Raw genomic sequence first — 25840 nt, forward strand, 5'->3', positions numbered from 1 at the left:
GGTCCCACTCCGCATTCGTCAGATCACCACGGCCCATAAAAGCAGCCTGCCCCCAACACCCCACGCACGTCAGGAGATCCGAGAAACAGTGCCTAGGCCGCTATCCCGCAGCGGGCCGTACTCGACGCCCCCAATTCCAACTGATCAAGGAGTTCCTGTTCCCGTGCACATACGATTCGGCAGATCCGCCGCTGCCCTTGTCATCGCGGCAGCCAGCACCCTCGTTTGGGTGCCGACCGCGAACGCCGAACCCTCCGACCCGACCCCGTCGTTCACAGCCGTCGCCGAGACACCAACGCCGGACGCGGGCAGCGTCGAGATCACCACAAAGGACACGGCCGGGGGCGTCCTCTCCGGCGCATCGTTCCTGCTGCTCGACTCCGCTGGCCAGGAAGCGGCCCGTGGACGGACTGATGCCTCGGGAAAGCTGACCTTCCGCGATCTCCGTCCCGGCGTCTACCGGCTCAAGCAGACGGTCACCGGCAGCCCCCTCCACGACACCGCCGCCGACCAAGACGTCATCGTCACGCCGAGCAGCATCACCCAGGTGACCATTGACGTCCTGTTCAAGCCCGCAAAGCTCCTTCTGCAGGCCAAGGACAACAAGACCGGACGACTCCTGCCCGGCGCGACCGTGACCATCGGTACCGGCAGCCGCACGCTACTCACCTTGACGACGGGCGCTGCGGGAACCGCCTCCGGCGCTCTGCCCATGTCGACCCGAAGCGCGAAGTTCTGGGTCAGGGAGACGAGGTCCCCCGCCGGCTACGACCTCTACACGCAGACCAAGACGTTCACCGCAGGCCCCGGCTCCCCGGTCACCGTGACCGTAGCCAACGCCAAGACCGCCCCCGAGACCTCGGACAAGCCGACGGACGAGCCCACCGCCTCCAGTACCAGGGAGCCGAGCAACGGTACGGGAGCGGCAACATCCCCGGCACCGGGCAGCCCCACGCCGGATACCGGGTCCTCGGCCGCGACCGCAGCCCCGGTCCGTGACTCCCGGCCGAACACTCCGACGGGTTCCCTCGCCCATACCGGAACGACCGCCACCCCATGGCTGATCGGCGGCACAACGGCGCTGCTCGTGGTTGGCGGAGGGGCGTTCCTCGTCGCCCGCCGCATCCGAGCGGCCACCCGCGACGACGAGCTCACCGAGGAGGTCTGACCGGCCCTCCACCCCCCTACGGCTCAATGCCCCCTGGATTCCGACTGGAATCCAGGGGGCATTTTCGCGATTCGGGGTGAACCGGGCGACGGGCGAGCGGGTCGCGCCGCTGTGGCTCCCGCTCGTGCGCGACGACCCGATGGGTCTGGTGCGCGCAGGTGCTCCGCATCCCCGGTATCACGGGGATCGACGCCCTTCCGCGGTCCGCCTGGAGAGGGCGGGGCGGTGGTGTCAAACCTTCAGGTGAGCCCAGTTTCCGGCCGGCACACATTGCATGCCTCGATGTCCGGCTCGGTCATGGCGATCAGCGCCTCCTCGCGGTCGATCAGTCCGTGTTCCCCGGCCGACAGTGTGCACCCGCCCCGGTGCAGCATCGCCGGACGCCCGGCTCTCGGCGGTTGGATCTTCCAGGACCTCTCCGCGCGGGCACGCTCCCGCCGATGCCGTTCCTGCTCTTCCTGGGTGTTCAGCTCCCGGATCCGGATCTCCGTCTGCCGCAGCTGCCACCGCAGCCACTCGGCCAAGATCTGGTTCTTCTCCAGGTCGGACACGACTACGCCTCGGGCTGTTCGTGGGCGTGCTTCAGCGCCATACGAGCCGACACGACATCGCCACGGTCGAGAGTCGCCCAGTAAGGGTGTGTCGCTACGGCCTCGGACAGCCGCAGCAACTCGGCCCGGAACTGGTCGACCGTGGCACGTTGCTCGTCCGTGTACCCGGGGCTGTCCGGTTTCCCTGACCGGAACGACGAGTAGGGCTGCTTCTCCGTCTCCCATCCAGGCATGGGGTCCGCGGACCACGGCAGCGTTGTCGCGTACTCGTCGAAGTCAGCATGGGTGCGGTGAAGGGCGACCTGCGCTGCGCGCAGGTCTTCAGGATAATCGTGCACCCTTCGATGCTATGTCTGTTCGATTTTGGGAAGTGAATCGGCGCGCTGGATCATTCGGGGGCGAGGTCGGTGCGGAGTCGGCCCCGGGAGGCATTGTTCTCGATTACCGGAATTGTCGCCACCAACAACTTCTTGTTCGCGGTGGCCGGGTTCAAGTTCGCCGGGGGCAGACAGGAAAGAGAGCGTAAAGACTGGCCAACGGGTGTGAGGGCATGTCAAGGTAAACGACCTTGCAAGAAAGCCCAGGTCAGAGAGGTGAATGCCCGTGACCGTAGCCCCCGTGGGCCCTGGTTTCTCCACCACATCCGAAGCCCTCCGGCTGCGGGAGTGGCAGCTCGGTTCCGGCCAGCCGACCCTGGTCCTGGATCAGTTCTCCGCCGAGGACTTCCACCTGGTCGTCGATGACCGCGCGGACGTGCACGTCAGCAGCAAGGACGGACGGTTCTACCTCGGCTGGTTTCCCCTCGGCCGCCCCGGCACGGACGGCGAGGGTTGGAAGATCGCGGTCACCGGAACCGCCGAGACACCCGGCTTCCACGTGTCCTTCGACACTCAGACGCCGGCCGACGTTGTCGCCGCAGTGGTGGCGCGTGTCCTGGAGTCCTCGAACCGCCTCTGACGGCGGGCGCCGCAGAGGCACGGCCTCCACTCCACGAGTGGGACGCCCCCGTTCGGCTCATCGGCCCTGCGGCCGTGCATGTCCGTTTCCTGTACCAGGAGGTTGCTTGTGACGTCCTCGGAAATGACCGTCGGCGGTCTCATTGCCTTGTTGTCAGCCTGCGACCCGGACGCTCCGGTCCGCCAGGCCATGAACCCCTACTTCCCGATGGCCCACCGCCTGGCTCAGGTCCTCCAGAGCCGGGACGAGACCGGCCAGACCGTCGTCTACCTAGCCGAAGGACGGGACGAGGACGCGCAACTCGGCCACCTGCCTCCGGAGGTCGCCATTGCCCTGACGTGGCAGGGCCCCGTTCAGGCTCCCCCGTGCCGCCCCCGCCGTCGTGCCGGTGGCAACTAAGACCCGCACCGCCCCTTGGAGGCGCCCCTGTACCCCGAATTCCCGCCCGACCCGGCCACCCCGCATGGTGGCCAGCCCGCGTACTGGGTCGGCCCCCGGCATCTGGCCGGCGACGACGGGCGTCTCTACGACGTGGTTGCCGACGCGCTCGCCGGCCTGGGCTGGACGAGCCTGACGATCATCCGCGGACGCCAAGAACCGGACGAAGCGCTGGAGGATCGCCAGGTCCTGCGTAGCACCGTCCTGCACATCAGCCCCGACGCCCTGCGCTGGGCGCAGTGGGGACTGCCGGACGAGCCGTTCTATCTCGGAGATCTGCCGATCGCCTGGCAGATCTCGGCCCGCCCAGACACGAGCAGTTCGCTCGCGTCGTGGACGGCCTACTTCACCACCGGCGTCCCGGGGGAGACCGTGGTCGACTTCCTTGTCGCGCTCGACGACCGCGACCAGCCCGCCGTGGTGTACCGCGGCCCCGACCCGGTCCTTGACGCTGTCGCCGCCCACGGTTGGCTGCGCGACATCGACCAGCCCCACGTGGGGGCGACGGACCCGACGTTCACCTCGCACATCAGCCTCGGCGAGGTCCCGCCCCTCATCCAGGATGCCGATCCGCGCATCCTGACCACCGAGCCCGACGAGGTGGGGCTGGACGGATGGCAGGCGTGGGCCGAGCCCGCGATCGGCACCCCCTGCCTGTGGGCGGCCTCCTTCAGTTCCAGCGTCCCGGACGACCTGGTGGCCGCGTTCGCCGCCTCGCTCAGCTCGACCGCACCGGTCCTGCGCCGGGTACTGCCGGAGGTCACCCGGGAGCGTCTTCTGCGCGCCCCGGCCAGCTAGATCCGGTACAGATCGGACTTCTTCAACTTCGCGGAGGTGGTTGCTTGTTGTATGCCGGATGCGACTGGTCGGACCAGTGGCTCGACGTTGCCGTGCTCGATCGGTCCGGCGCGGTCCTCGGCGAGGCCCGGATCGTCTACGCCGAGAACCCGGATCCCGTCGCCCGCTACCGGGAGTTCCTGTCGAGCCTTGGCCGCAGATGGCGATCGACGGTCACCGGGATCGAGGACGTGAACATCCTCTTCGCCCGCACACTCGCGGCGTCCGGGATGTCCGTCGTGCACGTGGATCCCACCCGTGCTGCCCGGCACCGCGTGGCCCTGGGGATCCCGAAGACGGACCGCGCCGACGCCCGGCTGCTCGCCTCGATGACCCTGGCCGGCGAATGCCGCCCCGTCGTCGTGGACTCCCCGGCGGCGCAGGCGCTGCGCGTCGTGGCACACGCCCACCGGGCGGCCGTGGCCCGCCGCGTGGACGCCCTGGCCGCGTTGCGGGCGGCGTTGATGCGGATCTGGCCGGCAGCCGTCTCCGCGTGGCCCGCTGGTGTCGGCGGGCTGTGCAGTGCGCAAGCGCGTGCCGTCCTGGGCGCCGCCCCCACGCCGCGTGCCGCCGCCCGGCTGGATCGGACGAGCCTGGCTGCGCTGCTGACCGCGGCGGGCAGGAAGCGCACCGTCCAGGACGAGGCCGAGCGTCTGCGCATGTGCTTCTTCCGCCCGGTGATGGTCCTCGACCCCCGTGTCGAGGAAGCGGAGGCCCTGCGTATCGGGCACCTCCTCGCGGTGCTCGACCACGCGGTCCGGCAGGCCGACGGCCTGCAGCGGGAACTCGAGCAGCACTACAGCATCCACCCGTTCCACCCGCTGGTGGCCGGTGTCCCCGGCATGGGCGCCATTCTCGGCGGCTACCTCCTGGCGGAGATAGGGGACCGGCCTGTCGAGCGGTTCGGCAGCGGTCGTTCCCTCGCCGCCTACGCCGGCGTCGCCCCGGTCACCTGGGCCTCCGGGCAGACGGTGCGGGTCTCCTTCCGCAAGGCGTCGTCCACACGCCTGCGCAGCACCCTGCATGCGCTGGCCTTCTCCATGATCAGCCACTCTCCGGGCGCCAGAGCCTACTACCGGATGCGCCGTGATGCTGGAGACGCGCACGCCACAGCACTGAGGAAGCTGGGCCGAAAGATCATCCTTTGCCTCTACCGCTGCATGGCCTCCGACCTGCCGTACGACGATGCCGTCGCCTTCGGCTACGACGTAGCCGACAGCGGCGGCCCGTACGGCTGGAGGGCTGCTCCGCTGGACGGAGACCAGATCGTCCGCGCCCGCGACATGCTCGCCACGCCCGGCACCACCGTCACCGGCACAGCCAGGCTCTTCGGGGTCAGCAGACATACGATCTATCGGCACGTCCTGGGCCGGACGCGGTGACAGACCCGGACACGCTCGCTCGGTCCGAGAGTGGAGGCGTTCACCGTTCAGCGGTGAAGGCCCCCGCTCTCGGCCGGAGCGGGAGAGGCGGGCGGACCGCGGTACGCCCGAAGGCATCCCCGGGCTTCGAGCCCCGACGTGGGAATGGCGCCCACGGACCCCGCCCGCCTCGCTCAGCACCAACAGAATGCCCGGCCTTCCGCTCACGGAAGGCCGGGTATTTTCGTACGGATCAGTGAGCCGAGGGCCGGGGAAGTCCCGACCGCGGGGCGGCCGGGGACAGGGCGACGGACTATGGCCAGTTCGTTTCTGTGACCGGGGAGGGTGCCTTCGCGAGGCCGAGACGACGGCGGCGCCCCCGCCGTATCTGCGACCTGTTCAGCCTGACCGCCGGTGGGGCCCGCGCGACACCTCCACAGTCGGCCAGGCCAGCTTGATCGAGTACACCTTCGAAACGGCCGGCCCACGGCGTCATCTCCGGGGCCTGCGGTGGTCAACTCTTCTCCACCGTGAACGTCGTGCAGCTGTCCGACGCCTTGCCGTCAGGGTCAGTGACGGATCCCGTGATTTTATGGGGTGCGGCGACTTCCGCCGAGAGGCCGACCATGAGGTAGTCCTCCGGCTCGTCGATCCAGTGGTCGCCATAGAGATTCATGCGCGCGTCGGCGTACGTCCCTTGCATGGCGAAGGACCCTCTGGGCACATCGGGGTTGGACGCGAGCGGATAGAAGTCGAAGGTGGCTGTGAGGCCACTGTCGTCCTGGGAAATCGTGAGGGTCAGGCCGGTGTGCCCTTGGCCGCAGAAGTAGCTGCCGCGCCACTCACCGGTAACGGGCGACGGGTCCGCTGTCGCCTGCTCAGCCGGCTTGTCCGGTTCCGGATCGGTCGAGTGGTTCGTCGGCTGCCCGGTCGGACGCGCCGAAGACGTGTCTGACCCAGTTCCGGCGGATCCCGAAGTGTCTCCTCCGTTGACCGCAATGGCCACCGCCGCGACCGCAGCGATGCTGGCAGCAGCGACCCACAGAAGAGGGTTGGACTTGGTGCGATTGCCCGTGTGGGCCTTGGCGAGCTGCGGCGCCGTGTGCGCGGGGAAGGGATCCGGGCCGGGGCGGGCGGGTACAGCCCGCAGTGGGGGTTGGGGGAGACCACGGGCAGTTGCTGCCTGGGTCGGCGCGGCATGCGGATGAGGCGCCGGGCGAGAATCCACCGTGGTGACGACGGCAGTGGGTGGGACCGCGAGCCGTCTATCTCCGGCTTCGGTGTCCGCTTCCCCGTCCAGGTTGAACAGATACTCAGCCTTGCGGGCGATCGTGGAGGCAACCGGAGCAGGCAACCAGTCGGTTCCACTGTCTCGGCGGGCGGCTTCTGCGCGGGATCTCAGCGTTGTTGGGGATGGTCTGTGCTCCGGTGACTTGGCCAGGCACCCCCGTACGGATTCAGCGAATGAATCCGGTAGACCGCTCAGGTCGGGTTCGTGATGCACGATTCGATACAGCAACTCCGGGCCGGTACCGCCGCCGAAGGGGCTTCGTCCAGTCGCTGCGTACGTGAGTACCACGCCGAGCGAGAAGACGTCGCTTGCCGCGGTCACCTCTCGTCCTTCGGCCTGCTCCGGCGACATGTATCCGGGCGAGCCCACCACGAGTCCGGTCGCGGTCAGGTCAGCCCCATCGGCGGCCCGAGCGATCCCGAAGTCGATCAGCAGTGGTCGGTCCAGGGACAGCAAGACGTTCGAGGGCTTCAGATCTCGGTGCACGAGCCCGCTTGCGTGCACCACCTCCAGCGCCTCGGTCAGCCCGGCCAGGAGGCGCCACAATGCCGACTCGGGCAGCGGTCCGTGCTGGTGCACGGCCTCGGCCAGAGAAGGACCGGGTATGTATGCGGTGGCCAGCCATGGAACAGCAGCCTCAGGATCGGCGGCCAGTACGGGCGCGGTGCCCGTCCCCGAAACTGCCTGTGAGGCATGTACCTCCCGGGCGAACCGCTCTCGGAAGCCCGACGCTCCGACCAGCCCGGCATGCACCAACTTGACGGCCACCGTTCGGCCACCGGGCGAGCGTCCTAGATACACCCGTCCCATGCCGCCTTCGCCCAGGCGCATCAGGAGTCGATATGGCCCGACCTGCCTCGGATCATCGCCGGTTAACGGATCCACCCAATACCCCCAAGAAGCACGGCACTTGAGCTTTGGATGCCATCGTGTCATGCCCAAGGGCGAACAATTCAGCGACTGCCCGAAGGGACGGGGTGGTCAGCAGGGGCCCGCAGGCCCGAGGGGGTTGCAGGGGTGTCGGTCAGTGCCCGAGGTGGCGCAGGCAGTCCTCGAACGTGGCATGCGTCGCGTCCGCCGGCCCGCTGGTGCGGTTGTACCAGGCGGTGTCGAGGCGCGTCTCCTGCTGCTGGTGCCCGGCCCGGCAACGCAGCCAGATCTCGTCACGGGTGGAAAGGACGAGCCAGTCCCGGTACGAGCCGCATTCGGCACAGGCGACCATCTCGCCGTCGAGGACGAGGGGCTGTGCCCACGGCATCATCCTGCCGTCGAGCTGGTCGTGACTGGGCACGCGCAGGTCCGGCGGAAGAAAGTTGTCCACGACGGCAACCGGTGGCGTCGGCTCCGGGCCGTATGTCGGCTCACCGAATCCGGGCGGGACCTGTCCCATCATCTGTGCGTGCAGCTCGGCGAACTGCCTCTGAGCCTCGGTCGGTTCCATGGCCCTTCGGCGTATCCGGTGAAACACCCTGACGTCCTCCTCTACCTTGTCACCTTGTCCTGCGCGGATCATGATCGTGCCCCAGGCCGGCGGCCGTTTCAATTCTCAACGTCCACAGTCCGGGTCCGCTGGACAACTGACTTCTCGGATGCCGACAAGCCCATGCCGATTCAGGCCTACAGGCGCTGACGCGAGGATTCCTCGCTATTGCGCCGCCGGCCGGGGCCGGACGCTCTGGCGGTTCCCCTGAGCGTCGTGGATCGGGCCCCGGAGCTGGTCTCGGACGAGTGGGTGACGTCGGCGGGTAGGTCCGCGGCGCGCCGCAGCCTCCAGACGAGCACGTCGCTGATGGAGTCGGCGGTGCCCAGCTCGCGTTGTGCGGCGACGTCGGACAGCAGCGCGGCCGGGTCATGACCTGCGGCTTCCGCCTCCGTAACCGTGGCGGCCAGGGCGTACCAGCCGGGCTCGGTGAGGATCTGCTCGGCCAGGTCCGGCAGAGCCTCGCGCAGCAGTGCGCTCTGGCGCTGGAGTATCGGCCGGCTGAGACGCCGGCCGTGCTGGTAAAGAACGCCGAGCGGCTGGGCGGCTGCGGCCTGATAGGCGGTACGCAGATGTTTGGCGGCCTGGACGGCGGCGTCGGCTTGTTGGGCGTGCCCCTTGCGAGCGTGCCAGTGCGCGGCGGCGGTGATCAGGAAGAACAGCATGTCGATCACCATCGCTGTGCTGGCTCCGTCCTCGCCTCGGCCGAGAACCGGGCCGCCCTGGACGAGGTCGCGGGCGGCCTGGCGCAGGGCGTGATCGTGCCCGCGTACAGCCCGGATGTGCGAGCGCGAGGCCCGTTCGAAAGCCGTTGCGGCGTCGCGCAGTTCGCGGCGGGTGTGAGCGGCGGACGTCGCAGCGAGCGCGTCCAGGACCTCGCCGGCCGCAGCGATGTGGGCGGCGGCGACCGCGTCCTCGTCGTGCCCGAAGACGAGCACGGTCTGCCACAGGGCCGAGGCCGTTGCGCGGCGTGCGGCGGCCGAACGGCCCGCCCCTGTACGAACCTCCTCCTGCTGCCGGACCGCCGGGCCGTTGGTGGACCAGCGCTCGCGGATGCGGGGCAACGAGAGGTCGGGAGCAAGACGGGCACCCGGGTAGAAGACTGGTTCGCCGTCCTTGTTCAAATCATCAGGCAGCGCGACCTTGTATCCGAGCAGGTCCCCGGAGGGGGCGGCGCGCTTGCGGATCAGAAGGCCCGCGGCGGCGAGCCGGCTGAAGAACTCCTCCTCGCCCGCTGTGCCGGCCACGGCACGGCGTACGGTCTCGCGCAGTTCTTCGCGGGCGGTGCGCTCGCGGCCCTGGCGGTCGGCCTTGTGCCGCTCGGCGCTGGTGGGCCGCTGGGCAGCCGTGCCGTCGCCGGGTGCGACTTTGTGGAGGCCGAGTTCTTTCTCGATGAGCCGGGCTTCGGCCTGGGCGCGGGCCCCGGATCGGTAGTCGTCGGGGCGTCGGCCGTCCTCGGTTACGAGGGTGGCGACGATGTGGATGTGGTCGTCCGCGTGCCGTACGGCGGCCCAGCGGCAGCCGGGCTGTCCGCCGCCGGGGTCTATGCCGGTGGCGGCGACGATCCGGCGGGCGACTTCGGCCCACTCGTCGTCCGACAGGGGCCGGTCGCCCGGCGCGGTGCGTACGGAGGTGTGCCACACGTGCTTGGCAGGCCGGGCGTGCTTGGGCAGTGCCTGGACAGGCTGGTCCAGGAGCTGCTGGAGGGCCGTCAGCGTGGCGTCCGGATCGCGGCCGGGATCGGGGGCCATACCGTCGAACGAGGCCACGAGGTGGGGGTCGACGTGTTCCTCGCGCTTGCCGGGGCCGTAGAGGTAGGCGAGCAGGCCGATGGTCCGGGAGCCGGGCGGGTTGACGCTCGGGATCATGATTCCTGCTGGTGCTGGAGGACAGCAGTCGCGGCGGCATGCACTGCGGTAGCGGCCTGTCGTACGGCAGCGAGGCTTGCCTCCAGCTGAGGGACGGCGGCATCGGCACCGGCGTTGAGGGCCTTGGTCACCTGATTGAGGTTGCTGCCGGCCCAGCCGAGCTTGCGCCGGCTGTCGAACAGTGCGGTCAGGACATCGTGTTCGGTGGCGATCTCGGCGCTTGTTCGGTCGAGATCGCGGGCCGCGGCGAGCGCGGCACGGGCGAGGAACCCGCCGACGGTCAGGTTGCAACGAGCGGCGGCGGAGACGATCAGGTCGAACTCGGCATCGTTGAAGCGGGTCGTGCGCAAATGTCGGCGCTTCTTCTCGGGCGGCTGACGTGGACGCTGACGGGCAGGGCGCTCACTGGGGCGACGACGAGGCTCGCGCTTCTCCTCCGGCTTCGATCCGCCCCCGGTCGAAGCCTCCAGGACCTGCACCCCCCGGTGCAGGTCCTCTCCCGCCCCCTCAAGGGCGGGCTTGGCGGAAGTACTACTTCCGCCCCAACTTGCTCGCTGAGACACCCAGTTGAGGTCGGCTCCAGGTTCGTGGGCGGTGCCGTTCCAAGGTGTGTTCGTCATCGCGATTCGTGCCTCGCCGAGCGGGTGCGGTACTGGATAGCCGCGACCAGCGCGACGATGTCGGCCGGCCCCGAAAGGACGCGGACGGGCCCGCCGGACCGGTCCTGGACGAACCACTGGCCGGACGGCATGAGGACTGCCGCGTGCAGCAGCCGTCGGCGGACCAGAACATCCGCCCAGGCGGTGGCTTCGGCGAATGTCGGCATGGGAGGGCGTGGGATCACAGGGCGGCTCCTGGAGCGGGGAGATGGCCCGGCACGAAGCAGGCCAGCAGGTTCGGATAGGCGGGATGAGCTGGGCTCTGTCGGCTCATCCGCACTCGGGACAGCGGCCGACGTGACTGCTGAGCGCACGGGCCATCCGCTGTTTCGCCGACGCCGCCTGCTTCGCGCTGGCCTTCGCCGCCGGCCTTCCGGCGTACCGCTCGGAGTGGGCGAGCATGAACTCGATCTCTCGCTCGTACTGCGCCCTGACCGTGTTGAACCGGCGGCAGGTCTTCATCGGGATGTGCTCCTCGGCGTGGTGGTGTCCTTGCTCCGCAGTTCCTGGAGGACGAGGCCCAGTCGGTCATTGCCGACCCCCGGCAGGTCCTGGCGGCGGATGATCTCGCGCAGCTGCACCCGGGTGATGGATTCGTTGCCGTCCCGTGCAAGGAGGGCGGGGACATGGGGGAGTACGTCGTGCACGAGCCGTCGCTCGGGCTCGCCCAGCTCGCGCGACGGACGCTCCGCCCGGCGAGAGCGGGACCGGGCACGCTTGTCCTTGGCGTTCGCCCGGGGCTTCCGTACCGACTTCCGGCGGTGCGGGACCTTACGCCCGCGGTCCTGGGTGGTGTCGGTCCCGGACCGTGCGGTGGTTGGTCCGGGGTCCTGGGTGGTGTCGGTCCCGGACCGTGCGGTGGTTGGTCCGGGGTCCTGGGTGGTGTCGGTCCCGGACCGTGCGGTGGTTGGTCCGGGGTCCTGGGTGGTGTTGGTCCCGGACCGTGCGGTGGTTGGTCCGGGGTCCTGGGTGGTGTCGGTCCCGGACGGGGCGAGCACTGAATCCGGTACCTCCGGGTCGGATACGGGGATCGCTGTCACGCCCGGTGCTGCCTGCTGAGGGACCGAGGCCGCCGACATGCTGCTGCTGGCCGGGGACCATGGAGAAGGAAGCGGGACCGTGGCGAGAGCGAGGGCATGGCGCCGAGCGGCGAGTTGGTCGAGCAGCTGTGCCCGCTGGATCGGGTCGGTGCCGACGGCGGCCCTGCCCACCGCCTTCGACAGGCGTCGAGTCAGCCGTCGACCCCGACGGTTGCGCTGCTGTTCGGGAGTGCGCTCCGCGAGGCGGGCAGCGAGAGCGACCGCGCGGGCGGTGGCCCGGTCCCGGGTGATCTGTGCGGCATCACGGTCCCGCGCGGCAATTCCCAGGCGGGACAGAACCCTTTCGCGGGCCTCCCGGCCCAGCACGGCGACCAATCCGTTCGACGCGGCGCCGGGGGTGCGCAGCCGCAGTTCAATCCCCATGGCCAGGTGCCACAGCATCGCCGCCATGACCGGCCCGACGAAGGCCCGGACGGTGCCGCCGACGGGCCCGCTCTCGGCGTAGGCGGGGATCACCTGCACCGTGGTGATCACCCAGACCAGGGTGCCCGGCAGCCCGGGTGCACCCTGGACCGCAAGGTTCTGCCGCGCCATCAGCGCCGTCGCGAACAGGGCGAGTTCGGCTGCGGCGAACATGCTGGCGCGCTCGGCGGTCCCTGCCATGTGGAGATAGTCGGCGGCGAAGGTCCAGCTCGTGTCGGCGCTGTAGGCGGTGCAGCCCAGGGCAGCGACGGCTGCGACCTTGACCGCCGGCCCGCCGAGACGCTTCTGCGTTCGGGTTCCCCGGCGGCGGACGGCCCAGGTGGCCAGCATGAGTGTGAGCGCGGCGGGGACGACGGCGGCCAGGAGGAGCGGGAGGTTCGAAGCGGCACCGACGGCGAGTGCGGGGTGGGTCATGCTGCCTTTCCGAGTGAGGCCCGTGTCGGGGCCGATACTGCCGGGCGGTTTACGCGCTGAGAGGTGCCGGGAGCCGTGGGCGCGGCGGCGCTCTTGGCCTTCGAGGTCTTCTTCCGCTGCTTCGCGGGGCGGGGCACGCCGTAGTTGCGGTCCCGGTCGAGGACCTTGTTGGCTGCCTGCCTGAGCAGATCTCGGGCGTGCTTGTGGCTGATCTGCAAGGCGTTGGCCAGCCGATCGGGCCGCCAGCCCCGGACGTACGCGTGGTCGATGACGACCTGCCGCTCGGTCTCTGAGAGGTGCACATCGCGTCCGTGGAAGAAGGCGGTTATGCGCCGGTAGTCCAGGCGCTTGTGCACCTTGTCGTGAAGGGGACGCCGCTCGGCTTCGGTCATGCCGCCCCAGACGCCCTCCTTCAGGGAGTTCTCCAGGGCGAAGTCCAGGCACTCGCGGCGCACGGGGCACCATCCGCACAGCTCCTTGGCTTCCGCGATCTCCGCGTGGTCCCGAGGGCCAGGGAAGAACACGGCCTCGGCGTCTTCGACGTCCATGCCGTAACACGTCCCGCGGCGGTGCCAGGTGGTGTCGCCGATGCCGCGCAGGCCGGTGGCCGGCGCGGCGTGTGTGGTGATGTGGCGCAAGGTGGGTCTCCGATGTGCGTCCGCGCCGACCTACGGGTGCGGCGGCGGTACCGGCTGCGGCGCGGGGGCACGCCGCAGCCGATGCGAGTCGGTGGATTCAGGGGGCCGTGCCGGGAGCACACACCGGCCGGTCAGGCGAGCGCGGGCTGGGTCTGCTCGGCGTGCTGTGCCTGCAGTGCGGCTGCGAGGTCGAGACGGCTGGGATGGGTGGCACACGGAGCGGTTCCGCGTGCTCCGCCATCGAGAGCGATCCGTCGGCGCCGACACGGCTCGCCGGGCTGGGCCAGGCACCACTCGCACCGCACGCTCAGGGCGTCGGGCAGCCCCTGCTCGACAGCGGACTCTCGGGCTGCGCGGGCGGGCCGGTAGGGAGCGAGGGCGGCTCGCACGGCGGGCGGTATGCAGGAGCCGCTCTCCCGCAGCCGCGCCTTCAGCCTCGTGCTGACGCCCTCGCGACCGCTCGTGATCGCTCGGGCCTGTGCAGGCTGCGCGGTACCGGAGGCGACGGCGCGCCGGGCGCCGAGCAGCTCCGCGGTCCAGGCGGCCTGGTCGTCCGGGTCGACCGACGGCGTCGGGTCGGAGTGCCGTGCTAGGCGGTCGCGCCGGTAGCTCTCCCACGGCCGGGCCAGGTCCGAGGGCAGGATCGGGTACGGCGAGGTGCGGATGTGCTGGCGGGCGGCGACGCGGACATCCCAGCCGTGCGGGGTGGCCATCGGTACGTCGCCGAGCAGCTCGTGCCACTGGGCGAGCTGATCGCGGGCTTCGCCCTGGTCGGTGCGGATGGTGCGGGTGTCGAGCCTGCCGATGTAGGCCAGCAGGGCGGCGATTTCGCGGCGATCCACGGTCAGCCCTCCGATCCGGTGGGCTCGTCGAGGGCGGCCAGCAGGGCGGCGGTGTGGGCCTCCGTCCGGGTCATGCCCCCCGGCGCGGCGGCGTGTTTGCCGGGCACGGCGTAGAGGTTCGGGCGGCTGGGGGCATGTTCCCGGGCTATCCAGGAGCGCCAGTCCATGTCCCAAGCTTCCGCCGGTCTCGGTTTGTGGGCGGCTCGATGGGCGCGCCACTTGGCGTCGGCGGCGCGCAGCCCTTCCTTGCCGAGGCGGTCAAGGTGTCCCTGCTGGCGGATCCAGGAGTGGGTGGCGGGGCCGATCTGCCACTCGGCAGCCGGGACCGCGACAGCACCACTACTGCTGTACCTCCGGTTCAAATCAGGTTCACTACGGTTCTGTGTGCCGGTGGCCGGTACCCCGCTCTGCCGGTGGCCGGTACGCCGGGGTGCCGGGTTCCGCCGGGACCTGCCGGTGGCCGGTACTGCCGGATTCCGTACCCTCGCGGCGGATTCCGGCACCTCACGGGATCGGATTCCGTACCGCCGCAGGGCAGAGAGGCGCAGCTTCGAGGGATCGGAGGACTCGTCCGGCGCCCCAGATCGGTCGGCTTCCTCGCGCTGGGCCTGGTTGATCGCCTCGGCGGCGAGAGGCATGCGGTAGACCGTGCTGCGCTGCGGGCCGACGAGGTCGTCGAGTTGATCCAGCTCACCGGCCACGAGCAGACGCTCGATCGCGTCACGGACCGTGGAGAGCGAGGCGCGGGTGCGCTTGGCCAGGCTGGACAGCGAGGCGTACGAGATGCACTGCTCGTCGGCAACACGGTCGGCGATCGACAGCAGGACCAGACGCGCGGCCCCCCGGCTGGTGCTGTGCTCCCAGACCCACTCACGGGCTTCGCTGCTCATCGGCCGCTCCCCTGGAGCGGCCGGGTCCGGCGGTTCGCCGGGGCCGGGATGGTGAGATCCGGCTCGGGGCGCTGAGGCGCCGAGGTGGAGATGACTGCCGCGCAGGCCGGGCTGAAGGGCCTTTTGCGCAGGGCAGGAGGCATGCGATACTCCCCTTTGCAGTGTTGCCACGCTGATGCGCCCCTCGGAAGGACTCAGCGTGGTGATGGTGGGCAATCGCCGCCCTTGCCGGGGCGGAGCTGCCACTTTGCGTCCGGCGTCCGGGAGTTTGCCGCTCTCGGGCGCCGTCGCTATTCGTGGACCCTCGTGGTCCGCTTCGCTTGTGATCTCCTCGCGTTCGCCGCCGCGGGCGGGCTGCCCGGGGGAGGACGAACATACGCAGCGTGCGTGGCACTAGTCCATGATTGGTTCTACAACGTTGTAGTAGCCGACCCCTCTCCGTGCGGCGAGCCGCGCGTGGTGGGACGCCGGGCGTGGAGGGATGGTGTTAGTTACGGAGGGGTGGCCTCCGCAACTATCCCGCCAGACGTTACGTGATGTACCTTCTAGAGGCAAGGGGTGATCACATGCCGACCGCCTTGCTGACCAGCACCTTCGGGAGATCCTGTGCCACCACGCCGCTTCTCCGGCGATGCGATGAGAATGGCCCGTCGCCAAGCTGACCTCACGCAGAAGCAGGTAGCCGAGGGGCTGGGGCTCACTTCGCACGTCGCTGTAGCGCGGTGGGAGAAAGGCCAACGGCCGCCGCCGGCAGAGAAGCTCGTCCGCATCGCCGACATCATCGGCGTAGACGTCGACAACCTCTTTCCGCGCGAGGGCCCGTGCGACCTCGTCGACTTGCGGTGCGACGCGGGCCTGACGCAGAGCGCCGCCGCCGACGCGGTCACGGGCCTCACCCGGCACGTCCTCGGTGATGCGGAAGGCGGGGAACGCCGGCTCACGGCCCCGGCGGTCGACGCACTCGCGGCGCTGTACGGAGCGAGTCCTCGTGAGGTGCGCGATGCTCAGGAGCGGAGCTTCGGCGTGGCCGTACCGATCACCGCACCTCAGGGCCAGCCCACACTCACCGATACCGAGCGCCGGGTGCTGTCCGAGCTGCGTCACCTCGCGGACGAGCGCGGAATTTCCCTTGCCTCGCAGAGAGGCGGCCTGTCCGCGGATCTACTTGCCGCGCTCAACGATCTGCTGTCCGGCCGTGGCTGACAGAGCCCGCTACGACGCCGTAGTCACTGGTTTCGCCTGGGCGTCCGCCTCCGCCTCGGGGCGCCCGGCCCGGTCGTGAAGGATGCGCACGGTTTCCGGGGATACACGAACGTACGCGCCCGCCACGAGGGCCAGCCAGTGCGCCTCGGCGCGGGCGTCGGCCAGAGACTTGGCCGGCAGGGCCCGCGCACGGCCGACAGCGGTACGGCCGGCTGCCGCATTGTCCAAGGCCGCGGCGATCCAGTACGCCTCGACCGTCACGTCGGGGTCGTCGTCGGAATCGGTCAGACGCCGGGCGCACGACAGCAGGGTCGGCGTGGCGCACCAGCGCAGGGCCTCCACGGCATCCGCAATCTCCTGGGCCCGGCGGTCGAGGCGAACGCGGAGGGGGCCCCAGGCCCGGGTGGCCTCGCCGAGACGCGTACCGGCCGGCTGAAGAGCGACCTGCGGGAACTGCCGCACCAGGTCAGCCCACAGCGGGTAGAGCCTCTGATACGTCCGCCACGCAGCCCATCGATCGGCCAGCGCGATCGTCGAGGGCACGGCGGCCCCCACAGCCCACAGCAACGCCACCGTCAGCGTCACCGAGTCGGCGATCGTGCGCATGGTGACGTCGCTGGCGCTGGCGGGCACCCATACCGTCATGATGCGCAGCACGGGGTAGACGGCGTAGATCAGCATGGCAGCTGACATGAGCGTCAGCCCGATACGCAGCGACCGGTACTCCGCTCGCCGGCCGGCCCGCCACCACTGGAAGCACGCCACCCCCGACCCCGCCGCAAGGTAGGTGTAGGCAATGGTCAGGAAGATCCCGGCGCCCCACTGGCCGGCGTGATCCGCGGTGAAATCCACGCTCGGTTCGGACCGGTCTACCACCGAGAAGAACAGCACGATCAGGAGCGCCAGCCACGCGACTGCAAGCCGGTGGGCTGTGCGGCTGACCCACGCGCTCACCGAGACATGCCGGGGCGGCGCACCCGTCTCGGCCGGGCCGTAGACCTCGACGATGTACTTCAGCCCAGCCAGGATCGCGGCCAGCGAGAAGGTGTACTTCAACAGGGCGGACAGATCGGTGACGGCCGAGTTGTCGAGGGCTTCTTTCACCGGCGGGACTCGGCACCACACGGCGGCAGTGAATCCGGCACAGCACAGCCACAGGTTCCGGTGCAGCGTGTTACCCGTCCAAAGGGACGGCAACCTCCACACCACGGTCGCCGACATCACCACCGGTACGACCCAGAGCAGAAACGTCAGCATGATCCGGTCGCACCGCCTCGAACCTCACGGTGCAGGCCGAAGGGCTGCGCCAGCGTGGACTCCAGGCGGCTGATCAGATCCGTTCCCGCAGCCGACGCGCCCACCCGGGGGGCCAGCAGGTGCGCGCACATCGCGGCTTCACGCTCCGTGGCCAGCTCGTAACGTGCCCGTCCGTGCACTATCTGCCGCGCGGAAACGTCCGCACTGATGTCTTGCGCTGACGCAGTCAGTTCGGCCGGGCTAGAAAGGCTTGACAGATCGTGGCCGAGCCATTCATGTGCCAGCTCGTGCAGGACAAGACGTTCGGTCTGATACGGAGTCGGTCTGGAGCGGTAGAAGATGTGGGTGGTTTCGCCGTGTATCGCCCGCATCCCGCAGACGTCGGGCCGGTCACCCGGGGCTTCGTCTATACGCGTCAGGCGAATGGTGCGTCCCCGGGATGCCTCAATCGCTGCCACTAGCCCTGGAATGCTGCTGACATGCCCCGGCAGTACGGCAAGATGCTTCTCGCACCGTCGGAGCAGGTGACGCAGTTCGCTCCGCAACCTCATCATCGTGACTCACATTCAGCAGACGATCGTGAGGTGACGATAAAGCATCCCTTGGTGGAGTGGTCGCAAGGGGGGCTGGAATTCCGCTTCGCCTGATTTGCCCCTAGAGAAAAGCTACTGAGGCGCCCCAGGTGCAATACCGGCCCCGGGGACGTCCAGCCAGCCACCTTTTGATCCGACGGACGGACGGATCAGTCGAAGGGCGTCCGGACCGCTCACACCGCGGGCTCGAAGCTCTTCCACGACCAGTCGGGCCGCAGCCTCAGATCCGTCCCGACCGCGGTCGAAGTATGCCTCCCAGTACGAGAGCACTGGTATATAGGAATGCCAGCCACGGGCTGTCATGGCGCGCAACTGTCGAGAATTCCGGTCCGTACCGTCCCGCTTGTCGGCGAACACGGCGACGCCATCGCCGGGATCCTCTATGCCGGTCCCGGGATCCACCATCAGGATCAGTTGGCCGTCGCCATGATCGATCGTGAATCCCGCATCCCGGTCCCCGAACAGCAGCTCCAAGTGCTGACACCAGGAGCGCAGGAGGGTAGCGAGGGCCTCTTCGAGTTCGACCCAGTTCTGCGCGAGCCGGGCGGCAGGCTCAGGGAGAGTGCGCCCGCACGGCTGATAGCGCCACAGGTAAGGGAGTGCCTCATTCTTGAGGGAGCCAGGCCTTGGCCACGACCACTTGTGCTCCTTGAGGCCCAGGTTCCGGCGCACGGATAGTTGCACGTGGTAGCCGTCCCCTGTCTCAAGGGTCGCGGTGTGCAACTCGGTGCGCCACCGAACGGACAGCCCGGGGCCGCCGGAGTACGCCGTGGGCTGGCCGAGCTGACCAACAAGCTCCTTGATCATTTGCTGTACGGCAGGCGGTCCCGAAGTCAAATGCTGCACAGTGCTTCCGTCGCACTCCGAGGGCTGACTCGTGAGGCGCCTGGCCAGTGCCATGATCGCGGATTCGACCGGGATAACTGCTTTCATGTGGCAACCATGCCGTATCAGAACCCATAGATAAATGGGATGTGACGTAAAGCGCATTCGCTCCTGGGGGTGGTCGCCGAATCTTGTGCGCGTCCGCATATCTAGCCGATTCGCTCCCATATGGAAACCGGCTGGATGGCCTCGGCCTATTGGGGTGTATTGGTGGGAAGTGGGGCGATTCCGACTGGTCCCGCATCTATCGTGAAGCGTGATCAAGTTGTCGTCAGCTTTCCGGCGAAGGGGAAGGGCCGCTAATGATGCTTGGGTCTATGTAAATTCTCACGTTGCGCGTGTGCTTGACGCTGAGTCAGCAACACGGGGCACTGGCAGCTGGGGTGCAGATCGCTGCTTTCCAGCACTGGTTGAGTGAGCGGCGGCGGTAAATAAGCCTCAGCGCACAAATGTTGCTCTACATCGACAGCTTGGTATTCCAAATGTGGCACGCTGTAACGGTGTTTGAGCACCAGGGGCTTGAGTTGCATTCCTAGTGATGGCCCGCCTTGGAGTTCATGGTGGAGGGTGCCGAAACTGGCGCCATCCGTGTGCACCCCGTCGACACGACGCTGTTGTCCAGTCCGAGCGGTCGCGTCGACGGGCATTTCCGGGAAGGTGGCGTAGGGCTGCGACAGAGTCTCGACGCCCCGACGACAGGCGCGCTCGACGATGTCGCGCTGTCTCTTGGGGCCACGGGAGGGGACGCCGATGTCTTGTCCGCCAACGGTGAAGTCGGCGGCCGGCCCGGTGCGGTGATGGCGGGGGGCCTGTACCGGCCTGGTGCCGGCGGTGCGGCAGGTGATGACCGTGTGGTAGTCCGGCGCGGGCGGCTTCGGGGCAATGACGGTGTCGTACCCGCGCCCCCGAGCGGTGAGGAGAACACCCGCCGCCGTGGGAGGACACCTCGGCGACACCGGGAAAGCCCACGTTCTCCTGGTGGGCGACCGAAGGGGCCTGGCGGAGCGAGCGATGGGAAGACGTGCTGGGCGTTGAACAGCAGCAGCTGTACGGCATGGTTGGACGAAGTGTGCGGGGTTTCGTCCAGGGCGATCAGGGCGAGTTGCTCGGCGGGGCGCTTATCAGCTGAGACCTTCTCGTCGAGGAACGCCCATCCCCGGAACGTCTGCTGAGCGGGTCGTTAGGGCCGCCATGCTTTCACGGATTACCCCGCTGCTGGTCCCGAGCGCAGGGACCAACTTGGTGGTCAAGGAGCTGTTTCCAACCTGCCGGTCGTGTTGGCCAGTTCGGATGACAAGCAGGTGAAGCCCCTGGTAGGAGGGTTTTCGACCAAGAGAACCTTCTCCACCAGGGGCTTCGTGTGCTTGTTTACCCGTCCGGCATCGACGTGTCCAGCTCCACCCTGCGGTTCCTTGCCGCTCGTCTGCGGGACCGCCGCCGCGAGCGCGGGACGCGGGGCGTAGCCGCGGTACTTGGGGTCCTCGGGCTGGAGGATCGCGGCGTAGTGCACGGTGCGGGCCGACTCGAAGCCGCCGGTCAGGTCGTCCTCCGGGTCGCCCACCGCCTGGCGCCCTCGACGTACATCTCCCGGCGGCGGATCGCATCCCGCTGCGCCCCCAGGACGCACAGCCGGCCTCACCCCGTACCCCACAGACCTTGCGGATCCTGCGGCTCGCCACCTCGACCATGAACCGCCGCCAGGCCCACAGCCCCGCAGCCCCGTCTGATCGACCCCGTCAGTGCCTGTCATGGCGGTCCGCCCTGTACGGCAGCACCACATGGTGCTGCCCGCGATCGGCCCCGAGCCCATGGAGTGTGTCCGGGAGATCGTGCGGACCCTCCTGCGGATGTGGCGCAAGAGTGGCCTGGAGTTCGTCGCCCAGCTCGGCGTCACCGAGCTGCCCCGAAAGGCTCAGCAGCGCCTCGCGCGAGGATCTGAGCGCGCTCGACCGGCTCTGCGAAGAGGCCGTCGCCGAGCTCTTCGAAGCCCGCACGGAACCCGATCGGCGACTGGGGAAGCATCATGGGGGCGCGCCGTGGAACGTGGTGCGACCTCGGGCCCTCCTCCGATGGCTGTTGCGCTCACCGGCAGTTCGAGCCCCGTTGGCCGCCACGCCTACCGGTCGGGGTCGTCACCCCAGAGGAGGACGTGCGTTCGGAAGGACAGTCCGTAGCCGCGCTCCAGTGCCGCGTCGACCACCTTCTGGGCGGTCGCGGTGTTCGACCTGGCGTCCGACCCTTCCGGCATCACCATGACCCTCTGCTGGGGCAACGCCACGGCCTCGACGATCTGGTCGACCTCGGCCAGGTCCGTTGTGTAGTTCTGGGTGACGACGAACTTGAACCATGCCTTGCCCGTGTCCCGCAGCGCGGTGAGAGCCTTCGGTTTGTTCCGCTTCGTGAGCTGGTTGCCGCTGTGTGCCAGTTTGGGCGACACGTTGAACTGCGTGACGAGCGCGTCGAACTCTGCGAGAGGCGCGATGGTTCCGGCCGTTTCGATGTGGATCTCGTTGCCCCAGCTGCGCAGCTGCTCCAGTAGGGGCAGGAGTGCCCGCTGCTGCATCATCGGCTCGCCACCGGAGATCACGATGATCGTCGGCCGGTTCTCGACGTCCCAGAGTGCCAGCAGACGGCTCAGGATCTCGGAGGGCTCCAGCTCCTTCTCACCGTACGCGGGCTCGTTGCGTTCGTACCGCTGCCCACTGCGGGTTTTCGCCGCCTTGGCGGCCGTCACTGCCCAGGTGTAGGCGGTGTCGCACCACGTGCACTCCAGATGGCAGCCCCAGAGCCGCACGAACAGGCAGTGCCTCCCGGCGGCACTGCCCTCCCCTTGGACGGTGGGCCCCAGTATCTGACTGATCTTCAACTTCGTGTGCTGGTCGCTCTGACGGGTGGGGATGTGGAGCTGGCTCATGGCGGGCAATGTGGACACGGAAGTGGATTCCTTCTGTGAGTAAGTGGGAGTGCACAGCGGTTGCCGGCGCACGTAGGGGCTGGGCGGCGCCAGTGGCGCCTCGGTCTGCGAACGTTCCCTGTCCGGCGGAATGGGCGGTGCGCCGGCTGGCCGGGGGTGTGTCCGACGGTCACAGGTGGGCCGCTCCGGGCAGGCGGCCGAGGACGGGAAGCGCGGTGAACGCCTCGGCGTGGAGGGCGCCGCTGCGCCTGCCCCACAGGCGTGCGAGGTCTTCGGCCATGGGACCGAAGTGGTCGTCGATGGGCTGGGACTTGTGGCAGCGCAGGGCATGCATCTTGGTGTCGAAGGTGGCGGTGACGTCGACCATCACCGTGGGGACGAGCGGGCCGGTGAGGGTGAGGGAGTTGTAGGTGTCGCAGCTGTAGAGGCGCCGGGGGCGGCCGGTTTCGATCTTCGCCTCGGGCAAGGCTTGGAGGACGGCCTCGGCGGTGTGCCGGTGGTCGGCGTGGGCGTCGAGGACGGGGTGGGTGATGACCACGTGCGGTCTCAGCTCGATGAACAGGGCCTGGATCGCGGTGGGGGTGAGCTCGGCGTGCTGGTGGAGCGTGGCTCCGAGAACTGCCGCTCCGGCCTTGGCCTCGGCGTCGCGGACCGGGTCGTGGAGGGGGACGGCGATGTGGACGGGCGCGTGCTGGGCGTGGAGGGCGAGGGTGCCGCCGGCCCACAGCTCGGCATCGTCGGGGTGCGCGAAGACGGCGAGCACGGACTGCGGCCCGGCCAGCTGGTCGTCAGGATTGCGCGGCACGGGAGGCTCCGGAGGTGTTGGGGGTGTGGGCCGGGACGAGTCGGCCGTCGTGGATGGTGAGGGTGCGCATGCCGGCCGCGAGCGCGGCGGTGATGCCGTCGGCGGCGTCGTCGACGGCCAGGCACCGGCTGGGGTCGACGCCCAGGCGCCGGGCGGCTTCGAGGTAGGCGTCCGGCTCCGGCTTGCCCCGGGGTACGTCGTCGAGGGTGACGGCAACCGGCAACAGGGTCTGCAGCCCGAGCTGGTGGATGCCGTGGCGGACGAGCACCGCGGAGGCGCTGGAGGCGACGGCCCGCGGAATGCCGTGTTGGTGGGCAGCGTGGAGGAGAGCGAGGGTGCAGGGGATCGGGTCCGGTGGCGGTCCGGCGAGCAGTGCAGCCCGGCTGCGCGCGACCACCTCATCGACCGGTGGGGAAGGAAGAGCGGCGTCGGCGGCGAGCTGGGCGATCAGCTCGCGCACGGGCAGCCCGGCGAGTTCCCGGTAGCGGTCGGCAGGAACGCGGACGCGGTGCGGGGCCAGCGCGGCCTGAAGAGCGGTGTGGCGGGCGGCGGTGTTGTCGGCGACGGTGCCGTCCCAGTCCACGATCAGTGCCGCCGCGCCGCGAAGGAGTTCGGCGGGGTTCACAGGGTCACCGTTCTGCGGTGGAGGATCTGTCCGTCGGGGCCGAGGACGGCGATCTCGGTGGGCGGGGGCGGGGCGTCCTTCGGCCACACCAGGGTGCCCAGCCCCGGCAGGAGGATCGGGCTGCATCCGGGCGGGATCGGGATGGGTGCGCGGACGTTGCCGGGCACGAGCACGCCGATGGGGTGCGGGCCGGTGCTGCTGGCCTGGGCCGGGTTGAGGGCGGGGGTGTGCTCGTCGTGCCAGACGAGGGTGGCGGCGCGGCTGTCGTCGGGTGCCGGGTGTTCCAGGGCGCGGACGAGCACCGCGGTCGCGGTGAGCGGCCGGGTGCGGGGGCCGGTGCGTTGAGCGGGGACGGCCGGGGCGGGGCGGACGGTTCCGGCGCCGCCGTCGACTTCGACGGTGGTGCCGGTGGTGATGGCCCGGTGTGCGTCGGTGACGTTGGTGACGCAGGGGATGCCGAGCTCGCGGGTGATGATCGCGGTGTGGGAGAGCTCGCCGCCGGTGGTGGCGACGACGGCGGCGGGTCCCGTGAGCAGCGCCGGGACGGCTTCGGGGCCGAGTGCGTCGCAGACCAGCACCTGGTCGGCGATCCCGGCGTCGCCGAGGGCGTGGACGGCGGGGCCGGTACCCGTGCCGGGGGCGGCCGCGATCCCGCTCAGCACCCGATCGTCGTCGGCCGTCGTCTTGGCGGTGGCGTGGTCGGTGAGCGGGACGGTGAGCGGGCGTGCCTGCACGAGGTGGAGCCTGGCGTCGGTGTCGATCGCCCACTCGACGTCGATTCGTTCGAGGCCGAGGGCCGCGGCGGCTCGGGCCGCGGCAGCGAGGAGCTGGTCGCGTGCTTCGGCGGTGAGTACGGGCCGGTGGGCCAGGGCGGCCGGGGTGTGCAGGTGCAGTACGCCGGCTGCGGACGTTTCGATCTTGGCGCGGATCCCGGTGCCCGTGCCGAGGTCCACCCACTCGCCCGGCGGCATCGCCGACTCGGCTGCCGTGGCGGGCAGTTGGATGGTCTCCTGGCGGGCGGGCCGGACGGTGACTTCGGGGCCGGGGCCGCCGGTGTGGATCTCGCCGGTCACTCGGCCGCAGACGAGCGGCTCGGCCAGGCCGCGGACGGCCTCGATCCGCCAGCGGGTGCACTGGGTGCCGGTGACGTCGGCGGCTAGGACGCCGGAGCAGGCCGGGCGCAGGGCTGGCTGGACGAGGACGGCCATGCGCACCGCGCCGGTGACGCCCATGGCCTGGCCGTACGCGGTGACGGTCGGGTGGTGGGCGGAGGCGCGGACGGCGCGGACGGCGTCCAGCAGCGCGGCGGGCTCGGCCGGGGCGATGCGGGAGGTGAACAGGCCGGCGAAGGAGGCGTCCGGTCCGTCCTCGGCGGCGGCGGAGGAGCGGGCGATCAGCCCGTACGGTGCCGGGCAGCGAGCGAGGATCTCCTCGACGGCGGCGGTGAGCTGCTCGTCGCAGTGGCCTGCGGGGATGACGACGCCTTCGGGGACGGGCAGAGCGGCGGCGGCCAGGCGGGCAAGGGCGGTGGCCTTCGCTCCGGCGGTCACAATGTCGAGGTCCTCGCCGAGCGTGGGCAGGGGTGTGGTCATCGGTCGGCTCCCAGGGCCAGCAGGTCGGCGGTGGTCACGGTGGCGGGGTCGGCGCCGTGGCGTTCGCACCAGCGGCGGGCTGCGGCGAGGTAGCGGTGCCGTTGGACCTTGCGGGTCTCCTCGCTGCCGGCCGCCCAGCGGCAGACGATGGTCATCGCCTCCACGCGCGCGGTGGCGTCCGGGTCGCCTGCGGCGGCGAGGCGGGCGGCGAGCACCCAGGCGTCGCGCAGCCGGACTGCCCGGCGCCGCGAGGCGTCGATGACGTGGCGCTGGCTGGTGGTGTCGGTGGCGGCGGTGGCGGTGAGCAGGTGGGCGGCGCGGGCGTGGTCTTCGAGGGGCATCGTCGCGGCGGCCGGGGATCCGTGCCCGTACAGGGTTCCGGCGCGCGCGGCGAGGGCGCCGGCCGCGGCGGCGAGGTCGCTGCCGTCGGCGAGCGCGGCGGCGCCGTCCAGGAGCACCAGGTGCGCGTCCAGCAGGTGGCCGGTGTCGTCGGGGGTGTTCAGGGCGAGCCGGCAGGCCCGCCCGTCGGCGTCACCGCCGAGCAGGGTGGCGAGCAGGTGCTGCCAGTCGTCGTCGGGCAGGAGCCAGTTGACGACGTGGGCGCTCATCACGCCGAGGATCGCCGTGGTTGCCGCCGCGAGGTGCTGCCCGTCCGCCGTACCAGCCTTGAGCTGGTGCTCCAGCGCGAGCAGGGTGGTGTCGGCGAGCTGGTGGCGCTGCTCGGCGGCGGCGGTCATCGCCCTTGCGTAGGCGGGATCGGCGAGGAGCTGGTGCCAGCGCCCGGTGAGGGCAAGGTGATCGGCTTCCGGGATGTCGACGATCCCGGGCCGCCGTAGTCGCCCGTACGAGCGGAGGTCGTCCATGAACACAGCGGGCCACCGTGTGAGGGAGACGGTGTACAGGTCGAGCTCCAGCGGGGTGCTGCCGGGCCTGGTGTGCTCGTAGTCGCAGGTGAGCTGGCCGTTCCAGACGGGCTCCATAGGTTTCTCCCTTGGCGGGGTCGACGGCGCGGTGGCCGGATCGGTGACGTTTGGTCATATGGGTGGTGC

Annotated in this window: 26 protein-coding genes and 1 pseudogene; 7 read left to right on the forward strand and 20 right to left on the reverse strand. The window is 69.8% G+C overall.

Annotation, left to right across the window (positions count from 1 at the left end):
• Nucleotides 1–163: 163 nt before the first annotated feature.
• Nucleotides 164–1168, forward strand: coding sequence for a SpaA isopeptide-forming pilin-related protein (locus ACFVDM_RS25770; protein ID WP_383644611.1), 1005 nt, complete (start codon nucleotides 164–166; stop codon nucleotides 1166–1168).
• A gap of 239 nt (nucleotides 1169–1407) precedes the next feature.
• Here ACFVDM_RS25770 and ACFVDM_RS25775 read toward each other — a convergent pair whose 3' ends face one another.
• The gene (locus ACFVDM_RS25775) at nucleotides 1408–1719 is read right to left on the reverse strand and encodes a DUF6233 domain-containing protein (protein ID WP_383644614.1); all 312 of its coding nucleotides are present in this window, start codon (nucleotides 1717–1719) and stop codon (nucleotides 1408–1410) included.
• A gap of 2 nt (nucleotides 1720–1721) precedes the next feature.
• Nucleotides 1722–2057, reverse strand: coding sequence for a hypothetical protein (locus tag ACFVDM_RS25780; RefSeq protein WP_383644617.1), 336 nt, complete (start codon nucleotides 2055–2057; stop codon nucleotides 1722–1724).
• 265 nt (nucleotides 2058–2322) lie between these two features.
• On the opposite strand from ACFVDM_RS25780, the gene ACFVDM_RS25785 reads away from it, so the two are divergent.
• From ACFVDM_RS25785 to ACFVDM_RS25800, 4 genes are all read left to right on the forward strand, one after another.
• Nucleotides 2323–2676, forward strand: coding sequence for a DUF317 domain-containing protein (locus tag ACFVDM_RS25785; RefSeq protein WP_383644620.1), 354 nt, complete (start codon nucleotides 2323–2325; stop codon nucleotides 2674–2676).
• 108 nt (nucleotides 2677–2784) lie between these two features.
• The gene (locus ACFVDM_RS25790; RefSeq protein ID WP_383644623.1) at nucleotides 2785–3075 is read left to right on the forward strand and encodes a hypothetical protein; all 291 of its coding nucleotides are present in this window, start codon (nucleotides 2785–2787) and stop codon (nucleotides 3073–3075) included.
• 15 nt (nucleotides 3076–3090) lie between these two features.
• The gene (locus ACFVDM_RS25795) at nucleotides 3091–3912 is read left to right on the forward strand and encodes a DUF317 domain-containing protein (protein WP_383644626.1); all 822 of its coding nucleotides are present in this window, start codon (nucleotides 3091–3093) and stop codon (nucleotides 3910–3912) included.
• 44 nt (nucleotides 3913–3956) lie between these two features.
• Nucleotides 3957–5333 carry a transposase gene (locus ACFVDM_RS25800; protein ID WP_383644628.1) on the forward strand — a complete coding sequence of 459 codons (1377 nt, stop codon included), beginning with the start codon at nucleotides 3957–3959 and terminating at the stop codon, nucleotides 5331–5333.
• A 493-nt stretch (nucleotides 5334–5826) separates the two neighbouring features.
• On the opposite strand, the gene ACFVDM_RS25805 is transcribed toward ACFVDM_RS25800, so the two are convergent.
• The 10 genes from ACFVDM_RS25805 to ACFVDM_RS25850 all read right to left on the reverse strand — a co-directional run bounded on the left by ACFVDM_RS25805 (nucleotide 5827) and on the right by ACFVDM_RS25850 (nucleotide 14917).
• Nucleotides 5827–7434: a protein kinase gene (locus ACFVDM_RS25805; protein ID WP_383644631.1), complete on the reverse strand. Its 1608-nt coding sequence runs from the start codon at nucleotides 7432–7434 to the stop codon at nucleotides 5827–5829.
• Nucleotides 7435–7627: 193 nt separating this feature from the next.
• A complete protein-coding gene (locus ACFVDM_RS25810) occupies nucleotides 7628–8071 on the reverse strand; it encodes a hypothetical protein (protein ID WP_383644634.1) in 444 nt (147 codons plus the stop codon).
• Between the two features lie 149 nt (nucleotides 8072–8220).
• Nucleotides 8221–9951 (reverse strand): relaxase/mobilization nuclease domain-containing protein, encoded by a 1731-nt coding sequence (locus tag ACFVDM_RS25815; RefSeq protein WP_383644638.1) that lies wholly within the window; start codon nucleotides 9949–9951, stop codon nucleotides 8221–8223.
• Complete coding sequence (locus ACFVDM_RS25820) at nucleotides 9948–10301, reverse strand: mobilization protein (RefSeq protein WP_383644641.1); 354 nt, start codon at nucleotides 10299–10301, stop codon at nucleotides 9948–9950. Before ACFVDM_RS25820 ends, ACFVDM_RS25815 begins: the two co-directional genes overlap by 4 nt.
• A 266-nt stretch (nucleotides 10302–10567) precedes the next feature.
• Nucleotides 10568–10777, reverse strand: a complete 210-nt coding sequence (locus ACFVDM_RS25825) for a hypothetical protein (protein WP_383644644.1) — start codon at nucleotides 10775–10777, stop codon at nucleotides 10568–10570.
• A gap of 103 nt (nucleotides 10778–10880) precedes the next feature.
• Nucleotides 10881–11072, reverse strand: a complete 192-nt coding sequence (locus tag ACFVDM_RS25830; RefSeq protein ID WP_383644647.1) for a hypothetical protein — start codon at nucleotides 11070–11072, stop codon at nucleotides 10881–10883.
• A complete protein-coding gene (locus tag ACFVDM_RS25835; protein WP_383644651.1) occupies nucleotides 11069–12547 on the reverse strand; it encodes a hypothetical protein in 1479 nt (492 codons plus the stop codon). Before ACFVDM_RS25835 ends, ACFVDM_RS25830 begins: the two co-directional genes overlap by 4 nt.
• Complete coding sequence (locus ACFVDM_RS25840) at nucleotides 12544–13185, reverse strand: WhiB family transcriptional regulator (RefSeq protein ID WP_383644654.1); 642 nt, start codon at nucleotides 13183–13185, stop codon at nucleotides 12544–12546. The genes ACFVDM_RS25835 and ACFVDM_RS25840 overlap by 4 nt, the downstream gene beginning before the upstream one ends.
• Nucleotides 13186–13316: 131 nt before the next feature.
• Nucleotides 13317–14027: a hypothetical protein gene (locus ACFVDM_RS25845; RefSeq protein WP_383644657.1), complete on the reverse strand. Its 711-nt coding sequence runs from the start codon at nucleotides 14025–14027 to the stop codon at nucleotides 13317–13319.
• A gap of 2 nt (nucleotides 14028–14029) precedes the next feature.
• The gene (locus ACFVDM_RS25850) at nucleotides 14030–14917 is read right to left on the reverse strand and encodes a helix-turn-helix domain-containing protein (RefSeq protein ID WP_383644660.1); all 888 of its coding nucleotides are present in this window, start codon (nucleotides 14915–14917) and stop codon (nucleotides 14030–14032) included.
• Between the two features lie 606 nt (nucleotides 14918–15523).
• Here ACFVDM_RS25850 and ACFVDM_RS25855 point away from each other — a divergent pair.
• Nucleotides 15524–16120, forward strand: a complete 597-nt coding sequence (locus tag ACFVDM_RS25855; RefSeq protein ID WP_383644663.1) for a helix-turn-helix transcriptional regulator — start codon at nucleotides 15524–15526, stop codon at nucleotides 16118–16120.
• 9 nt (nucleotides 16121–16129) lie between these two features.
• Here ACFVDM_RS25855 and ACFVDM_RS25860 read toward each other — a convergent pair whose 3' ends face one another.
• The 3 genes from ACFVDM_RS25860 to ACFVDM_RS25870 form a co-directional block, all read right to left on the reverse strand.
• A complete protein-coding gene (locus tag ACFVDM_RS25860) occupies nucleotides 16130–17377 on the reverse strand; it encodes an MAB_1171c family putative transporter (protein ID WP_383644666.1) in 1248 nt (415 codons plus the stop codon).
• Complete coding sequence (locus ACFVDM_RS25865; RefSeq protein WP_383644669.1) at nucleotides 17371–17835, reverse strand: hypothetical protein; 465 nt, start codon at nucleotides 17833–17835, stop codon at nucleotides 17371–17373. Before ACFVDM_RS25865 ends, ACFVDM_RS25860 begins: the two co-directional genes overlap by 7 nt.
• 207 nt (nucleotides 17836–18042) lie before the next feature.
• Nucleotides 18043–18777, reverse strand: coding sequence for a hypothetical protein (locus ACFVDM_RS25870; protein ID WP_383644672.1), 735 nt, complete (start codon nucleotides 18775–18777; stop codon nucleotides 18043–18045).
• A 1438-nt stretch (nucleotides 18778–20215) separates the two neighbouring features.
• On the opposite strand from ACFVDM_RS25870, the pseudogene ACFVDM_RS25875 reads away from it, so the two are divergent.
• Nucleotides 20216–20311, forward strand: a pseudogene (locus ACFVDM_RS25875) (IS5/IS1182 family transposase); the annotation flags it as partial.
• A gap of 660 nt (nucleotides 20312–20971) precedes the next feature.
• On the opposite strand, the gene ACFVDM_RS25880 reads toward ACFVDM_RS25875, so the two are convergent.
• From ACFVDM_RS25880 to ACFVDM_RS25900, 5 genes are all read right to left on the reverse strand, one after another.
• On the reverse strand, nucleotides 20972–21769 hold the full coding sequence (locus ACFVDM_RS25880) for a 7-carboxy-7-deazaguanine synthase QueE (protein WP_383644677.1): 798 nt from the start codon (nucleotides 21767–21769) through the stop codon (nucleotides 20972–20974).
• Nucleotides 21770–21938: 169 nt separating this feature from the next.
• Complete coding sequence (locus tag ACFVDM_RS25885) at nucleotides 21939–22574, reverse strand: PIG-L deacetylase family protein (protein WP_383644682.1); 636 nt, start codon at nucleotides 22572–22574, stop codon at nucleotides 21939–21941.
• The gene (locus tag ACFVDM_RS25890; protein WP_383644685.1) at nucleotides 22558–23199 is read right to left on the reverse strand and encodes an HAD family hydrolase; all 642 of its coding nucleotides are present in this window, start codon (nucleotides 23197–23199) and stop codon (nucleotides 22558–22560) included. The genes ACFVDM_RS25885 and ACFVDM_RS25890 overlap by 17 nt, the downstream gene beginning before the upstream one ends.
• Entirely contained in the window at nucleotides 23196–24791 is a 1596-nt protein-coding gene (locus ACFVDM_RS25895) for a PEP/pyruvate-binding domain-containing protein (protein WP_383644690.1), read from the reverse strand. The genes ACFVDM_RS25890 and ACFVDM_RS25895 overlap by 4 nt, the downstream gene beginning before the upstream one ends.
• A complete protein-coding gene (locus ACFVDM_RS25900) occupies nucleotides 24788–25771 on the reverse strand; it encodes a hypothetical protein (protein WP_383644695.1) in 984 nt (327 codons plus the stop codon). Before ACFVDM_RS25900 ends, ACFVDM_RS25895 begins: the two co-directional genes overlap by 4 nt.
• Nucleotides 25772–25840: the final 69 nt, after the last annotated feature.

This window comes from Streptomyces sp. NPDC057682, assembly GCF_042799575.1.
Classification (GTDB): domain Bacteria; phylum Actinomycetota; class Actinomycetes; order Streptomycetales; family Streptomycetaceae; genus Streptomyces.

Bases quoted from the DNA above. Each gene is read 5' to 3' on its own strand.
- ACFVDM_RS25830 (WP_383644647.1), bottom strand. From the start codon at position 11,072: ATGAAGACCTGCCGCCGGTTCAACACGGTCAGGGCGCAGTACGAGCGA.
- ACFVDM_RS25900 (WP_383644695.1), bottom strand. From the start codon at position 25,771: ATGGAGCCCGTCTGGAACGGCCAGCTCACCTGCGACTACGAGCACACC.
- ACFVDM_RS25835 (WP_383644651.1), bottom strand. From the start codon at position 12,547: ATGACCCACCCCGCACTCGCCGTCGGTGCCGCTTCGAACCTCCCGCTC.
- ACFVDM_RS25815 (WP_383644638.1), bottom strand. From the start codon at position 9,951: ATGATCCCGAGCGTCAACCCGCCCGGCTCCCGGACCATCGGCCTGCTC.
- ACFVDM_RS25825 (WP_383644644.1), bottom strand. From the start codon at position 10,777: ATGCCGACATTCGCCGAAGCCACCGCCTGGGCGGATGTTCTGGTCCGC.
- ACFVDM_RS25850 (WP_383644660.1), bottom strand. From the start codon at position 14,917: ATGAGCAGCGAAGCCCGTGAGTGGGTCTGGGAGCACAGCACCAGCCGG.
- ACFVDM_RS25860 (WP_383644666.1), bottom strand. From the start codon at position 17,377: ATGCTGACGTTTCTGCTCTGGGTCGTACCGGTGGTGATGTCGGCGACC.
- ACFVDM_RS25895 (WP_383644690.1), bottom strand. From the start codon at position 24,791: ATGACCACACCCCTGCCCACGCTCGGCGAGGACCTCGACATTGTGACC.
- ACFVDM_RS25805 (WP_383644631.1), bottom strand. From the start codon at position 7,434: ATGCGCCTGGGCGAAGGCGGCATGGGACGGGTGTATCTAGGACGCTCG.
- ACFVDM_RS25880 (WP_383644677.1), bottom strand. From the start codon at position 21,769: ATGAGCCAGCTCCACATCCCCACCCGTCAGAGCGACCAGCACACGAAG.
- ACFVDM_RS25870 (WP_383644672.1), bottom strand. From the start codon at position 18,777: ATGATCAAGGAGCTTGTTGGTCAGCTCGGCCAGCCCACGGCGTACTCC.